The 13946-nt window shown below is 69.8% G+C and carries 11 protein-coding genes and 1 tRNA gene; 2 read left to right on the plus strand and 10 right to left on the minus strand.

From position 1 onward, the window contains the following. Position 1: 1 nt before the first annotated feature. Together DY023_RS02880 and DY023_RS02885 are read right to left on the minus strand one after the other, a co-directional pair. Positions 2-367, minus strand: coding sequence for an elongation factor Tu (locus DY023_RS02880; RefSeq protein WP_116240846.1), 366 nt, complete (start codon positions 365-367; stop codon positions 2-4). Further along, entirely contained in the window at positions 367-1653 is a 1287-nt protein-coding gene (locus DY023_RS02885) for a CDP-glycerol glycerophosphotransferase family protein (protein ID WP_116240847.1), read from the minus strand. Before DY023_RS02885 ends, DY023_RS02880 begins: the two co-directional genes overlap by 1 nt. A gap of 85 nt (positions 1654-1738) precedes the next feature. Between DY023_RS02885 and DY023_RS02890 the strand changes: the two genes are divergently transcribed. Then, complete coding sequence (locus tag DY023_RS02890) at positions 1739-2761, plus strand: glycosyltransferase family 2 protein (RefSeq protein ID WP_116240960.1); 1023 nt, start codon at positions 1739-1741, stop codon at positions 2759-2761. A 27-nt stretch (positions 2762-2788) separates the two neighbouring features. Here the strand turns inward: DY023_RS02890 and DY023_RS02895 are convergent, their stop codons facing one another. The 3 genes from DY023_RS02895 to DY023_RS02905 are packed head-to-tail and all read right to left on the minus strand — an operon-like array spanning position 2789 to position 7128. Continuing rightward, on the minus strand, positions 2789-4222 hold the full coding sequence (locus tag DY023_RS02895) for a CDP-glycerol glycerophosphotransferase family protein (protein WP_116240848.1): 1434 nt from the start codon (positions 4220-4222) through the stop codon (positions 2789-2791). Next, positions 4219-5466, minus strand: coding sequence for a CDP-glycerol glycerophosphotransferase family protein (locus tag DY023_RS02900; RefSeq protein ID WP_116240849.1), 1248 nt, complete (start codon positions 5464-5466; stop codon positions 4219-4221). Before DY023_RS02900 ends, DY023_RS02895 begins: the two co-directional genes overlap by 4 nt. A gap of 57 nt (positions 5467-5523) precedes the next feature. Beyond that, positions 5524-7128: a S1C family serine protease gene (locus DY023_RS02905; protein WP_116240850.1), complete on the minus strand. Its 1605-nt coding sequence runs from the start codon at positions 7126-7128 to the stop codon at positions 5524-5526. A 96-nt stretch (positions 7129-7224) separates the two neighbouring features. On the opposite strand from DY023_RS02905, the gene DY023_RS02910 reads away from it, so the two are divergent. Next, positions 7225-8427 carry an aminotransferase class I/II-fold pyridoxal phosphate-dependent enzyme gene (locus DY023_RS02910; protein WP_116240851.1) on the plus strand — a complete coding sequence of 401 codons (1203 nt, stop codon included), beginning with the start codon at positions 7225-7227 and terminating at the stop codon, positions 8425-8427. Positions 8428-8443: 16 nt separating this feature from the next. Here DY023_RS02910 and DY023_RS02915 read toward each other — a convergent pair whose 3' ends face one another. The 5 genes from DY023_RS02915 to DY023_RS02935 form a co-directional block, all read right to left on the minus strand. Continuing rightward, the gene (locus tag DY023_RS02915; RefSeq protein WP_116240852.1) at positions 8444-9256 is read right to left on the minus strand and encodes a carbon-nitrogen hydrolase family protein; all 813 of its coding nucleotides are present in this window, start codon (positions 9254-9256) and stop codon (positions 8444-8446) included. Between the two features lie 67 nt (positions 9257-9323). Beyond that, positions 9324-10346: an endonuclease/exonuclease/phosphatase family protein gene (locus DY023_RS02920; protein ID WP_116240853.1), complete on the minus strand. Its 1023-nt coding sequence runs from the start codon at positions 10344-10346 to the stop codon at positions 9324-9326. 156 nt (positions 10347-10502) lie between these two features. Continuing rightward, positions 10503-10576 (minus strand) — tRNA-Met (locus tag DY023_RS02925). Between the two features lie 78 nt (positions 10577-10654). Continuing rightward, on the minus strand, positions 10655-10840 hold the full coding sequence (locus DY023_RS02930) for a DUF1918 domain-containing protein (RefSeq protein WP_116240961.1): 186 nt from the start codon (positions 10838-10840) through the stop codon (positions 10655-10657). Positions 10841-10970: 130 nt separating this feature from the next. After that, positions 10971-13877, minus strand: coding sequence for a UPF0182 family membrane protein (locus DY023_RS02935; RefSeq protein WP_116240854.1), 2907 nt, complete (start codon positions 13875-13877; stop codon positions 10971-10973). Positions 13878-13946: the final 69 nt, after the last annotated feature.

Consider the following 13946-nt stretch of genomic DNA (forward strand, 5'->3'; position numbering starts at 1 on the left):
CTCACACCGCCCGGATGACGGCGCCGCGCAGCGCGGCGGAATCGATCACATGGCCGTCCCCGGTCGGGCGGAGCGGCAGGTCGTCCACGCCGATCCCGTCGATCATGAGCCCGGCCTCGTCGCCCGCCGTCGTCATGTCACGCTTCCGCCGGCGGACATTGATCTCCTTGACGACGCCGGAGAGGTTCCCGCCCTCGCGCTCGAGCACGACCGCGGCACCCTGCGCGATGGATCCGGACGCCACGCGCCCGGTGAACACCGGGCCTCGGAAGGTGATCACGAACACGTCGTCGACCTCGAATCGGAACGGCCCGGCGGCCGCTGGATGCGGCTGCGCGACCCGTTCGGCGCGACGGAACAGCCCCATCAGTCGTCTTCCTCGTCCTTCGCCTCTTCGTCGTCGTCGTCCTCGTCGGACCCGCCCGTACCGATCTCGGCTGCGTGCCACTCGTCCCACTTCTGCATGAGCTGCTCGATCGCGTCGTGGAACTTCGCGGTGGCGACGCCCTCGGTCGTGTCGCCGAAGTAGTGCTGCACCCACATCCGCAGCTTCTTGATCGCGTCGTCGTCTGCGCGGACGCGCTCGACCTCCGCGACGATGTCGGCCGCGCCCTCGACGGTGAGCCACTCGCAGTCCGACAGGTAGCCCTTTGTGTCGATCGAGGCGCGCTCGTCTGCAGGCCGGGTGATCAGCAGGGGCTTGCCTGCAGCGAGACGGTCGTAGACCATCGCCGAGATGTCGACGATCGCGACATCGGCGGCGGCGAGCTGCCAGCCGAGCTCCGGTCCGTCGTCGTAGGAGTGATTCGCCGCGGGGTCCGCGCCGTTCGCCTCGGCGATCGCGGCGAGGATGCGGCGATGCGCCGCGCCGTACTCGGCGTTCACGACGCCGCTGCGAGGGTGCGGCCGGTAGATGACCCGGTGCCGGCCCGTGGCGAGCAGACCTTTGACCAGAGTCTCGCCGTGCGAGGCGATCGAACCGTAGTGCGCCGAGGGACGGTCGCCCTCCCAGGTCGGCGCGTAGAGGACCACGGTCCGCTCGTCGGGCGTGTACGGCAGAGTGCCGGAGTAGTGATCCGCCTGCGGACGGCCGATCTCGATCGTGCGGCGATCGACGTCGAAGTCCCACAGCGTGCGGCTGAGCCGATCGCGTGCCGCCTGCCCCGCCACCAGTGCGTAGTCGTACGCCTTGTACTGGTTGGTGGTCATGTACATCTTGTCGGACTCGCCGTGGTTGATGAACACATGCCAGCGACGTCCGTACCGGAACATCTGGAAGTTGCGCGTGTTCTGGTTGACGTACAGCACCACCCGGATGTCCTGCTTGGCGATGAAGCGCTCCAGGTCGCGGACCGTCGGGACGAATGCCACGGGCGGCGCATCCTCGGCGATCAGCTTCTCGGCGCCTGTCGCGGTGCGGGAGAGCACGACGACAGGCCACCGCTCGGCGAGGCCCGCGAGCGGCCGGTACCACTGCCGCATCTGGTACATGTTCACCGCGCCGTCGGCGAAGTACACCGCCACCTGGAAATGCCGTTCGGGCAGCGGCGGCTGCTCGGCGATCGTGCGCCGCACGCTCTGCACCGCCCGACGCGAGTTCAGGGCCTTCCGCAGCAGGGAATAGGCCTTCTTCGCATCGGACACCACGCTCACACATCCAGAGTACTAAGAGCATCTGTCATGAAAGGATCAGGATGTGCAGGATGACGCGATCACGACGACCGGGGTCTCCTTCGTGATGCCCGTACTCAACGAGCGCGCCTACCTCGAGCACGCGGTCGCGTCGGTGCTGTCGCAGGACGTCGACGGTCCCACCGAGCTCGTGCTGGCGCTCGGCCCCTCCGGCGACGGCACGACGGAGCTCGCGCATCGCCTCGCGGCATCCGACGACCGCATCCGCGTGGTCGACAACCCCGCCGCAGACATCCCGGTCGGACTCAACCTGGCGATCCGGGCGAGCCGCTACCCCACGATCATCCGCGTCGACGCGCACTCCGAACTCTCGCCGGGCTATGCGCACCTCGCGATGCAGACCCTGGAGCGCACCGGCGCGGCCAACGTCGGCGGCGTGATGCGCGCCGAGGGGCGCACGCCTTTCCAGAAGGCGGTCGCGCGACTGTACAACTCCCCCGTCGGCCTCGGTGGCGGTGCCTATCACGGCAGCACCCACGAGGGCGAGGCCGAGTCGGCCTACCTCGGTGTGATGCGCCGTTCGGTGCTCGACGAGGTGGGCGGGTTCGACGAGAGCATCCGCCGCGGCGAGGACTGGGAGCTCAACCTGCGCATCCGGCAGGCCGGTCACCTGGTCTGGTTCGATCCGCAGCTCGCGGTCACCTACTGGCCGCGCGAGAGCTGGTGGCGCCTCGCACGGCAGTTCCGCGCGACCGGCGCGTGGCGCGGCGAGCTCGTGCGCCGGTACGGACGCCGCAACGGGCTGCGCTTCTTCGCGCCGCCGGCACTGGTGATCCTCATCGCCGTGGCGCTCGTCATCGGCGTCCTGCAGTCGACCGGGGTGCTGTCCGGCATCGGCTCGCTGATCGCATCCGTCGTGTACCTGCCGCTGATCGCCTACGCGCTGCTGGTGATCGCGGTGGCGTTCGCCCCAGGCCGACGCGGACTGCGGGAGCGGCTCTGGACGCTGGCGGTGCTCCCCACGATGCACATCTCCTGGGGGCTGGGCTTCGTCGCCGGCCTGTTCCACGGCGCACACGACACCGTCGACGCCTCCCGCCTCGGCGGCCGCAACACCCCGCTCCCCTGACCCTTCGCCAAGCTCCGGGGCCGAGCGCTAGGGCGTCAGCCAGCCCTGGTCGAGGATGCGGGAGACGACGCGCTCCGCGGCGTGGCCGTCATCACGGCGGTTGAACTGCGCGCGCCAGGCCGCGTAGCGGTCCGCGTAGTCGGCCTCGGTGTCCGCGGCGAGCGCGGCGACCAGCTCGTCCTGCGAGCGCAACAGCGGTCCTGGTGCCCGCTCGGCGAGATCGAAGTAGAAGCCGCGCAGCTCGCCACGGTAGTGCTCGAGGTCGGGCACCAGGAAGTACATCGGCTTGCCGGTGACGCTGAAGTCGAACATCACCGAGGAGTAGTCGGTGATCAGCGCATCGGCGATCAACAGCAGCTTCGCGGTCTCGGGGTACCCGGTGACGTCGATCACCCGTGCACCGGTGCGGTCCTTGCCAGGGCCCAGCGTGCGGGAGTGCCCGCGCACCAGCACCACGGCATCGGTCTGGCTCGCCAGCACCTCGGGGTCGACGAAGTCGACCATCTCGGTGCGGTCGTCGCGCCACGTCGGCGCGTACAGCAGCACCCTCTCGCCCTCGCCTATGCCGAGCGCGGCGCGCACAGCGGCGGCATCCCCGTCGATGAGCACGTCGTTGCGCGGATAGCCCTCGACCCAGATCGGCTTGCCGAAGAAGGCGTAGGCCTTGCGGAGCACGCGCTCGGCGTAGACGTTCTGTGCGAGCAGCACGTCCCAGCGACGGGACTCCTTGACCACGGCGGCCATGCGACGGGGGTCGAACCCGGGGCGGTGCAGCGCCAGCCGCTTCAGGGGCGTGCCGTGCCACGTCTGCAGCACCCGCTGCCCCGGCTTGCGTGAGAAGCGCCGGCGCAGCCAGTCGTTCACGATCAGCATCCGGGACGCCCCGCGGGCGCGCCACCACTCCGGGCTTCCCTCGACGACGGGCACCGCGCCGTCCGGCACCTCGACCGACAGGTCGCTGACGGCCCAGTACCTGGTCACCGCCGGTGCCCGTTCGGCGAGCACCCGATCGATCGCGCGGGGGTTGCAGCCCGCGACCCGACCGTAGAAGCTCTCGAAGAACACGGCGTTCTCGGTGCCGCCGCCCTCAGCCGCATAGCGCTCCTCGAGCGTGGACTGGCCCTCGTCGGTCTCGTAGACCGGGTCGATCGGCGGCGCGATCGTCACGACGGCATCGTCGACGGCGACGCGCAGGATCGGCAGCAGTGTGTCCGCGAGCGTCGCGCCGGCGAGATCGGCGCCCTCGAGTTCGAGACGGTAGTCCCCCGCCGGCAACGGCAGTTCCGCACCGCCCCAGCGCGACGTGCGCAGCGGGAAGGTCGCCTTCCACGTCTTGCCTCCGCCGGTGATCGTCGCGATCACGCCGGCCCTGGCGCCCGAAAGCGATCCCGCCGAGGGGCGCGGTCCGGTGCCGCTGATCACCAGGGTCTCGCGAACCTCATCGATCCGGGCAGTCGTCATCGTGTTCCCTTCGGTGCCGGGATCCCGCGTGCGCGGATCGCCCGGTAGACGCGCGCGGCGTTGCCGCCGTCGCGATACGCGTGCATCTCTGCGCTGAGCGTAGCCGACCGGGCGGACCGCTTCCGGTACGCGGCCCGATCGCCGAGAGTCCGGTCGAGTTCGTCCAGCAGCCCGTCCCAGCCTGTCGCAGCATCCGGTGCGACATCCTCGTACCGCCCGTAGAACCCGCGGACGCGGGCGTACTCCTCCGCATCCGGCGCGAGGAACAACACCGGCATGGCGAGCAGTCCCACGTCGTAGGCGAGCGAGGAGTAGTCGGTGATCAGCACGTCGATTCGCGGCAGCGCGGGCGTGACGTCGGGAAGCAGTTCGGAGCCCAGCATCCGCACCCGGCCGCTCGACCACGGCGGTGCGTACGCGCCTTCGCCCAGCGGATGGGAGCGGACGAACAGGATCGCATCGTGCTTCTCGAGCAGGGCGACGATGCGCACCCATTCGGCGGCATCGGGCACCGCGGGATCGGCCTCGCCGTCTCGCCACGTCGGCGCGTAGAGGATCGCGCGCTGCCGGCGCAGCAGCGGCCCCGTACGGGTGAGCACGGATGTCGCCGCCGCGCGCCGTTCGTCGACGGTGCCGGCCGACAGCACGTCGACGCGCGGCTCACCGGTGACCACCACGCGGTCGTCGCCGAGTCCGAAGGCGGATTCCAGCCGCCCGCGGGATCGGTGCGATGCGGCGGGCAGCACGCGGATGCGCTGCGCGGCGCCGCGGTACGCCAGGCCGACCAGGCGCCTCAGCACGGATGCTCCAGGCACCGAGGGCACCTGGGTGGTGGCGGGCGAGTCCAGCCCGATGCGCTTGAGCGGGATACCGTGCCAGAGCTGCACGACGAACGCGTCCGAGGACGCGTAGCGGTTCACGTCGCCCAGGCCGTGGGTCACGACGACGACGCCGGCGCGGGCCGTCGCCCACCAGCCGCGGATGCCGTCCCGCGGAACGGTACGGATGCCGAGCTCAGCGGCATCCGCCCTCTCGCGCGCGTTGCGCGTGAGCCAGATCGCGCGGTGTCCTTCAGCGGTGGCGACCCGCCACATCGCGAGCGCGCCGTCACCGATCCCCGCGCCGCAGCCGAACACCCAGGTGCGTCCGCGCGGCACGATCAGCGCGCCTATGCGCCCGATGGCATACAACGGGAGGCGCAACAGCTTGGCCGCATTCCCGGAACCGAAAGAGAAGGACGCCACCCCGCGAGCCTATCGCGGTGGTGACGTCCCTCTGAGCGGCGTAGGGGCAGACGGGGTTTACGGCTTCAGCGTCCCCAGGGTGACCTCGGCGTCGTACGACTTCCCGTCGCGGACGTAGGACAGCTTCCCGTCGCTTCCGCCGGCGGCCGCGCGGACCTGGGCGGTGAGGTCGGTCGAGTTCGTGATCGGCACGCCGTTGAACTCGGTGACGATGTCGCCCTTCTGAAGGCCGGCCTTCGCGGCGGCCCCGCCGGGTGTGGTCTCGACGATGTACGCGCCGGCGACGGTCGAGCCCTCGACCGACGCCGCGTCACGGACCGATGCACCGAGCAGGCCGTGCGTGGCCGCCCCGTCCTCCATGATCTGCTTCGCGACGCGCTGCGCGACGTCGGAGGGGATCGAGAATCCGAGGCCGATCGAGCCGGACTCGCTGCCGCCCGAGGACGAACCGCCCGCGGTCGCGATCGCCACGTTGATGCCGATCAGGTCGCCCTTGCTGTCGACCAGCGCGCCGCCCGAGTTGCCGGGGTTGATCGCCGCATCGGTCTGGATGACCGCGATCGAGATCGACTCGCTCGCCTGCTGCTGCTGTCCCTGACCGGGGATGTCGAACTGGAACGGGCTGCCGCCGTTCTCCTCCTGCTCGCCCTGGTTCTGGTCGCCGGTCTCCGGCGCGGCGGAGGAGGCGATCTGGATGCTGCGGTTCAGCGCGCTCACGATGCCGGTCGTGACCGAGTTCGACAGGCCGAGCGGGGCGCCGACGGCCACGGCGGTGTCGCCGACGTTCAGCTTGGACGAGTCGGCGAAGTCGATCGGCTTGAGGCCCTTCGCGTCCTCGAGCTTGATGACGGCGAGGTCGTAGATCGGGTCGGTGCCCACGATCGTGGCGTCGTAGATCTTGCCGTCGGAGGTCGTGACGCGGATCGCCGGGTCCGAGGCGGCTCCCCCGAGCGTGACCACGTGCGTGTTGGTCAGCACGTAGCCGTCCTTGGTGAGCACCACACCGGAGCCGCTGCCGCCCTCATTCCCGCTGGACACGTCGATCGTGACGACCGACGGCAGCACCTTGGTGGCGATGGCGGTGGTCTCGTTGACCGAACCGGGGTTGTTGACCGTCACGGTCTGCGGCCCGGACTCCGCGGAGCCCTGGCTCTCGGGAACGGCGGAGCTCCACAGCGCACCACCGCCGAATCCGGCGACGCCGCCGACGAGGGCGGCCGCGAGCACGAACGCGGCGATCTTTCCGCCCGAGCGCTTCGCGGGAGCGGTGGGCTGCGCACCCTGCAGCGGCTGGACCGGCTGGGTGGGAGCGTCAGCGCTCTGCGGAGGAAGACCGAAGGCGGCGCCGGTCGCGTAGGCGGCACCCGGCTGCTGCGAAGCCGCGCCGGGGGCGGCGAAGCCCTGACCTGCGGGGGCCTGCGGCTGCGGAGCCGTGGCCTGCGGGGCCGGAGAGTGCGGAGCAGGGAACGCCTGGTCCTGTGCGGCAGGCGTCTGCGGGGTCACGGGGATCTGCGGGGCTGCTGCGGCCGGAGCTGCTGCGGCCGGGGCCTGCGAGTCCGAGGAGAAGCTGGAGGGAAGCTGGTGGCCGGCGGGCGCGCCGGCGGCATCCGGGTTCTGGGACGGCTGGGGGGCGATCGGTTCGCCCTGGTTGTTCTCGTTCATGATCTGCTCCTTACAACGCTCCTACAGCGTGACGGGCGATTCTGTGCGTTTCGTATGGCGACGATGGAATTCTTCTATGGTCTTAGCCTGTTCTGCATGGATGACATTCCCGGCGCATGGCGCCGAACCGCAGCCGGCGCCGGCCTGCTCTCGTCGGACGGACGGGTCGCACCCACCATCTTCGCGGAGATGTCGGCGGCCGCGGTGCGCACCGGATCGATCAACCTCGGTCAGGGCTTCCCGGACGAGGACGGCCCCGCTGAGGTGCTCGAGGCCGCACGCGAGGCGATCTCCGCCGGCGTCAACCAGTATCCGCCCGGTCGTGGAGCCCCCGACCTGCTCGCGGCGATCAGCGAACATCAGCAGCGCTTCTACGGCCTGGAGGTCGATCCGGCGACGGAGGTCATCGTGACCGCCGGTGCCACCGAGGCGCTCACTGCCACGCTCCTGGCTCTGATCGACTCCCCCGAGGACGAGGTCCTGGTCTTCGAGCCCTACTACGACTCGTACGCCGCAGTGGTCGCCCTTGCCGGCGCCCGGCTGCGCGCCGTGCCGCTGCGCGTCCCCGGCTTCCAACCAGACCTGGACGAGCTCGCGGCGGCGGTGAACGACAACACTCGCATCATCCTCGTCAACGACCCGCACAACCCCACAGGCGCGGTGTTCGGGCCGGAGGTGCTCGCCGAGGTCGTCCGCCTCGCGAACCGGTACGACGCGACCATCGTCACCGACGAGGTGTACGAGCACCTCGCCTTCGACGGGCCGCACGTGCCGATCGCGACTCTTCCCGGCGCGGCCGAGCGCACCCTCACGATCTCGTCGGCGGGCAAGACCTTCTCCACCACCGGGTGGAAGATCGGCTGGGTGCACGGACCCGCCGCGCTCATCAGCGCCGTGCTCACCGTGAAGCAGTTCCTCACATACGTGAGCGGCGCGCCGTTCCAGCCGGCCGTCGCGGTCGGGCTGCGTCTGCCGGATTCGTACTTCGCGGATGCCGCCGCGCAGCTGTCGCGCAAGCACGAGCTGCTCGGCGGGGCGCTGCGCGCAGCCGGCTTCGAGGTGCACAGCCCTCAGGGCGGCTACTTCACCGTGGCGGACGCCACGGCGCTGGGCGGTGCGGATGCCGCGGCATTCTGCCGCACGCTGCCCGAACGCGCCGGAGTCGTCGCGATCCCGCTCAGCGCCTTCGTCTCACCCGAGCGGCAGTCGTCCTACGCGGGCCTGGTGCGCTTCGCCGCCTGCAAGCGCGTCGAGGTGCTCGAGGAGGCCGCCCGCCGGCTCACCGCGCTCGGTCGTTGAGCGAGGTGGTCGTCGCTCAACGACCGGTGTGGCGCGGCACGACCGCGTAGCGCCGCAGCCGCAGCACGGGGTTGATCTGGCGCGTGCGCGCGATCAGCGCCGGATCGACGGCGGCGATCGCCACGCCCTCGTCGCTGCCGACGCCCGCCACCACCACACCCTGCGGGTCGACGATCTGCGAGTGCCCCACGCCGATCGGCGCCGGATGGTCCGCGGAGATCACGTAGGCAGTGTTCTCGATCGCGCGTGCTGCCAGCAGCGTCGTCCAGTGGTGCTCCTTGAGCGGACCCCGCACCCACTCGGCCGGGATCACGAGCGCATCCGCGCCGGCATCCGCCAGCGTGCGCGCGACCTCGGGGAACCGCAGGTCGTAGCAGGTCATCAACCCGAACCGGATGCCGTCCAGGTCGAACACGGCGGTGCCGAGCTCTCCCGGAGCGATCCAGTCCGACTCGGTCTGACCGAACGCGTCGTACAGGTGCTGCTTGCGGTACACGGCGCGCACCCCGTCGACGGAGACGGCGACGACCGTGTTGTGCACCCGGCCGGAACCGGCCGCCTCGACCAGTCCCGCCACGATCACGACGCCGTGATGCGCGGCGACTTCCCGCAGCATCTGCACGAACGGCCCGTCGAGCTGTTCCGAATGCTCCACCAGCGTGGCATCCGGCGGGTTCACGAAGTAACTGGAGTACTCGGGGAAGACCACCAGCCGCGCGCCGTGGGACGCCGCGCGCGCGACGAGCGCCGCGACCTGCTCCCGGTTCGCGCCGCGATCCGCCGTCGGCGCGAACTGGCAGACGGCCACGAGCGGCGAGGATCCGGACATGCCCCCATCCTGCCCCAGCCCCGTCGTCCGGGCATAGCCTGAGCGCTCCGTGCCAGCCGCAGACAGGTCAACGCCTCTCCAGCACAGCGATCACCGGCAGATGATCGCTGCCGACCCCGTCCGTCCCGACGGTTCTGAACCCCGCCGTGATCCACTTCGAGCCGGCCATGACGTGATCGATCGGCGAGGCGATCCACCCCGGCTGAGTCGACGGCCATGTTCCGGCGGCTGCGGCCCCGGAATCGCGCGCCGCGTCGCGGCACAGGCCGAGCAGCCCGCCTTCACGGCCCAGTCCCTCGAAGTGGTCGACGGTGGCGTTGAAGTCTCCGGCCATGATCGTCCAGGGCTCGTCGCACCGCGCTGCCGCCCAGTCGAGGCCTTCGCGCCACTCGTCCATGCTCCCCGGCAGCGGCGGTGCGGTGTGCGCCGCCACGATCGTCGGTCCCTCCGCGATGGGACGGAGGACGGCGCTGGGCAGCACGGGAGTCGTCCCGACGGACGTGTCGAGCCGGTACTCGCCCAGTCGCTCGGAGATCAGCGCCGAGGTCGGGATCCATTCCTGCGGCGTCGTGAACGCCGCCATCGGCCGTCCGCCGTCGTCCATCAGGCGCGCGACCTCGGCTGCGGCATCTGCGTCGGTCTCAGGGAGCACGACGACTTCCGCGCCGTGGTCCAGGGCGATCCGTGCAGCGGACCGCGGGGTCGAAGCGCCGCCCTGCATGTTCCACGACATCACCACGAGGTCGCCCGCCGGCGACGCGTGCGCGGAGCCGCGGACGAGCAGCACGGCAGCGTTCGCCATCGAGGCGACGCCGAGCATCAGCGCAAGAGCAGCCGCGACGCCCCACCGCCTGCGCAGCAGCGCGACCGCTCCGGCGATCACGGCGAGGACGGCGAGGAAGACGGCCAGCGGCGCGCGGAACGCGATCAGCTGAGCGATCACGATTGCGCGCTGGAGGCCGAGTGCCTGCGGCCACACCAGCAGAAGGGCGAAAGGCGCGGCGATCGGCAGTGTGACCATGAGGCCGATGCGACGGCTGTTCTGCTCCGTCGCCTGTCGCACCGCGTCGCCGATCCGCCGCCGGGTCACGCGGCGGTCGCCCGGTCGAGGCGTGATGATCGGTCGGCGGCGCTCATGGGGCCACCATAACGCGACATCATCGCGATGGGGTCGACGCCCGCTCCGACGCTGCTCTCCGCGGGGAAGGCAGAAGGCCCGGTCCTTGCGGACCGGGCCTTCTTCTTGTTGCGGGGACAGGATTTGAACCTGCGACCTCCGGGTTATGAGCCCGGCGAGCTACCGAACTGCTCCACCCCGCGGCACGTTGAATAGCCTAACACGGCTCGGGAGGCACGGCGAATCGAGCCCGGATCCCGGGCGGGTCCGCGGCCGGTCCGTCAACCGCGGTGCTCGATCTCGCAGTCCGGACCGGGGAACACGAGCGACTCGTGACCGTCGTCGAAGCGCACGAAGTACGGGGGTCCCCCGCTGTCGCCGCGCACCTCGATCACCTCACCGTGACGCTCCGTGTCGCCCACCTTCGCGCCATGGATCACGATGCGGGACCCCGCTACGAGTTCCATCGGTGCCACCTCCTCGCTCTTGCCGATGGCTCCATCATCCGCCCGCGGCACGATGTCCGCCAGGGGAAGATGCAGCGACCCCCTCCTGCGCATCGGCAGGAGGGGGTCGCTGATCGGCTGGGCCCGGCGTCTACTCCGTCGTCTCCGACGTCGCCGACAGCTCGAGCAGCTTCTGCACGGCCTCTGTCAGCTGCTTGTCCGCGGCGGCGAAGGCCTCCAGGTCACCGGCTTTGAGCGCTGCATCACGGGCGCTCATCGCCTTCGAGGCATCCGCCAGCGCCTGCTTCTCCGCCGCACCCGGCTCGGTCGGCGCCTCCTCGCCCTCGGCCGGCGGTGTCTCGCCTTCCGTCGGCGGCACGTCCTCATCACCGCCGGCGGCGCCCGCGTCGCCGCCGAACAGGGCGTCCAGCGCCTCGGTCAGCGTGTCCTCGAACGCCACCTGATCGCCGAACGCGACGAGGATCTTGCGCAGATTCGGCAGCTGCGTGCCCTTGGACTGCTGCACGTACACGGGCTGCACATACAGCAGGCCTCCGCCGACCGGCAACGTCAGCAGGTTGCCGTACTTCACCTCGGACTCACCCTGCTGCATGATGTTGACCTGCGATGCCACGGCCGTGTTCGAGTTGAACGTGTTCTGCACCTGGCCGGGGCCGGGCACCGTGTTGTCCGTGTCGATCTCCAGCAGCTCCAGCTTGCCGTAGGTGCCGGACTTCTTGCCCTTCGTCGACCCGGCGTCCGAGTCGACGGACAGGTAGCCCATCAGCACCTCTCGAGTGCTCTGCCCCTGTGCGGCAGGGATGAACGTGGAGTACATCGAGAACCGGGAGGTGTCCTCACCCGGCATCCGCATCGACAGGTAGTACGGAGGCTGGGACTGGCCCTCGACGCGCGGGTCGTCCGGCGTCTGCCAGCGGTTGTCCTCCTGCGCGAAGGAGTTCGCGTCCTTGATGTGGTAGACGCCGAGCATGTTGCGCTGCACCTTGAACAGGTCGGTCGGGTAGCGCACGTGGCTCATCAGATCGCCCGACATCTCGCTGATCGGAAGCACCGTGCTCGGGAACACCTTCTGCCACGTCTGCAGCACCGGATCCTCGTCGTCCCAGGCGTACAGCTTCACCTTGCCGTCGTACGCATCGACGGTGGCCTTGACCGAGTTGCGGATGTAGTTGATCTCGTCGAACGCCACGGCCGAGGCCGAGTTGGTCGAATCCGCGATCGCCTCGCGCAGGCTGACCTTCGAGGAGTACGGGTATGTGGCGCTCGTGGTGAACCCGTCGATGATCCACACGATGCGGCCGTCGACCACGCTGGGGTACGGGTCGCTGTCCAGCGTCAGATACGGGGCCACCTTCTGCACGCGCTCCCGCGGATCGCGGTCGTACAGGATCTGCGACTCGGAGTTGACCAGGTTCGAGAAGAGGATCTGCTCGGACTGGAACTTCAGCGCGTACAGCAGCTTCGTGAACGTACTGCCGATGCGCGGTCCGCCATCGCCCTTGAACGTGGTCTTCGTGTCGGACCCGCCGTCCTCGCCTCCGCGCGGATAGTCGATCTCGACCGGTTTCGTGCCCTCGGGGGCGCCGACGATCGAGTATTCCGGCGAGTGCTCGCCGAAGTACACCCGCGGCTCGTACTTCTCGCTCTCGGTGAGGAACCCGGATGAGGGGATGCCCTGCTCGAGGAAGACCGGCTCGCCGTCGGTGGTTCGCTGGTTGCCCGCCATCGCCACCAGGCCGTAGCCGTGGGTGTACACGGCGGCGCGGTTGTTCCAGCTGTCACCGCCACCGAGCTTGGTCATGTCGAGCTCGCGGACCGCGACCACGGTGTCCTGCATCTCGCCGTCGATCTCGTAGCGGTCGACGTCGAGGTCCTTGCCGAACTGGTAGTACGAGCGGTACTGCTGCAGCTGCGCGACCGTCGGGCTGATGATGTTCGGGTCCATGATGCGCACGGATGCCGTGGTCTGGGCGTCCTCGCGGAGCTGACCCTTCTCAGTGTCGGTCTTGGCCTTGATCGGCGTGACCGTCATGTCGTCGACGCCGTAGGCGGTCTTGGTGCTGTCGATGTTGCGGTCGTAGAACTCCGCCTGCAGCTGGTTCTGGTTCGGCTTCACCTGGAAGGTGGTGACGATCCACGGGTAGCCGACGCCGACGACCAGGGATGCCACGACCAGCAGCGCGGTCGCCGCCAGCGGGAAGCGCCAGCGGCCGATCACGGCGGTCACGAAGAACAGGATCGCGACGACGGCGGCGATGATCGAGAGGATCGCGAGGCCGGGGATGGTCGCGTACACGCCGGTGTACGCGGGGCCGGTGATGCGGTCTTCAGGCTGGGTCAGCGTCAGGTAGCGGTCCAGCCACAGGCTGACGGCCTGCACCACGAGGTAGAGCCCTGCGAGCACGGCGAGCTGGATGCGGGCCGGCTTGGAGATGCGCAGCTCGCGCTGGCCGATCCGGACGGAGCCGTAGAGGTACGACACCAGCGCGGTGATCACCAGGCACAGCAGCAGCACGGCCGAGATGAACGCGAGCAGCATGTGGTAGAAGGGCATCGCGAACATGTAGAAGCCGGTGTCGACACCGAACTCCGGATCCTTGACGCTGGTGGTGACGCCGTTCGCCCACAGCCAGACGATGCGCCAGTTGCCCGCGGACGCGAAGCCCGCGAAGACGCCGAAGAAGATCGGCATGCCCCACATAGCGAGGCGCCGCAGCGGCTCGACGACCTCCTGATAGCGGTCCAGCTGCGAGCTCAGCCGCACGTACACCGGCCGCAGCCGGTAGGCGAGCTGGATGCACACGAACAGCGGCACCGCCATGCCGAGGAACCCGACGACGAACATCACCGCCGTCGCCAGCCACTGGGTCGTCAGCACGGATTCGAACCCGAGCTGGTCGAACCAGAGGAACTCCGTGTACAGCGAGGCGAACACGAAGAACGCCGCGATCAGCGCTGCGATGACGATCAGCGAGATCGTGAGGATTCTTCGTGAAGTCCGGGGCGTGGCCGCAGTCGGCGCAGGGTTCGAGGTCACCCGTCCATCCTAGGCAGGGCGTCTGTGCACCGGCTTCGTAACGGAAGTGTCACGGGCTGCGTCCGCAGG

Origin of the sequence: Microbacterium bovistercoris, from assembly GCF_003387575.1 — a bacterium.
GTDB lineage: Bacteria > Actinomycetota > Actinomycetes > Actinomycetales > Microbacteriaceae > Microbacterium > Microbacterium bovistercoris.

What these genes read in the sequence shown, in the direction of transcription:
- DY023_RS02880 (WP_116240846.1), bottom strand. Translation starts at nt 367, where the DNA reads ATGGGGCTGTTCCGTCGCGCCGAACGGGTCGCGCAGCCGCATCCAGCG.
- DY023_RS02890 (WP_116240960.1), top strand. Translation starts at nt 1,739, where the DNA reads ATGCCCGTACTCAACGAGCGCGCCTACCTCGAGCACGCGGTCGCGTCG.
- DY023_RS02895 (WP_116240848.1), bottom strand. Translation starts at nt 4,222, where the DNA reads ATGACGACTGCCCGGATCGATGAGGTTCGCGAGACCCTGGTGATCAGC.
- DY023_RS02905 (WP_116240850.1), bottom strand. Translation starts at nt 7,128, where the DNA reads ATGAACGAGAACAACCAGGGCGAACCGATCGCCCCCCAGCCGTCCCAG.
- DY023_RS02910 (WP_116240851.1), top strand. Translation starts at nt 7,225, where the DNA reads ATGGATGACATTCCCGGCGCATGGCGCCGAACCGCAGCCGGCGCCGGC.
- DY023_RS02915 (WP_116240852.1), bottom strand. Translation starts at nt 9,256, where the DNA reads ATGTCCGGATCCTCGCCGCTCGTGGCCGTCTGCCAGTTCGCGCCGACG.
- DY023_RS02930 (WP_116240961.1), bottom strand. Translation starts at nt 10,840, where the DNA reads ATGGAACTCGTAGCGGGGTCCCGCATCGTGATCCATGGCGCGAAGGTG.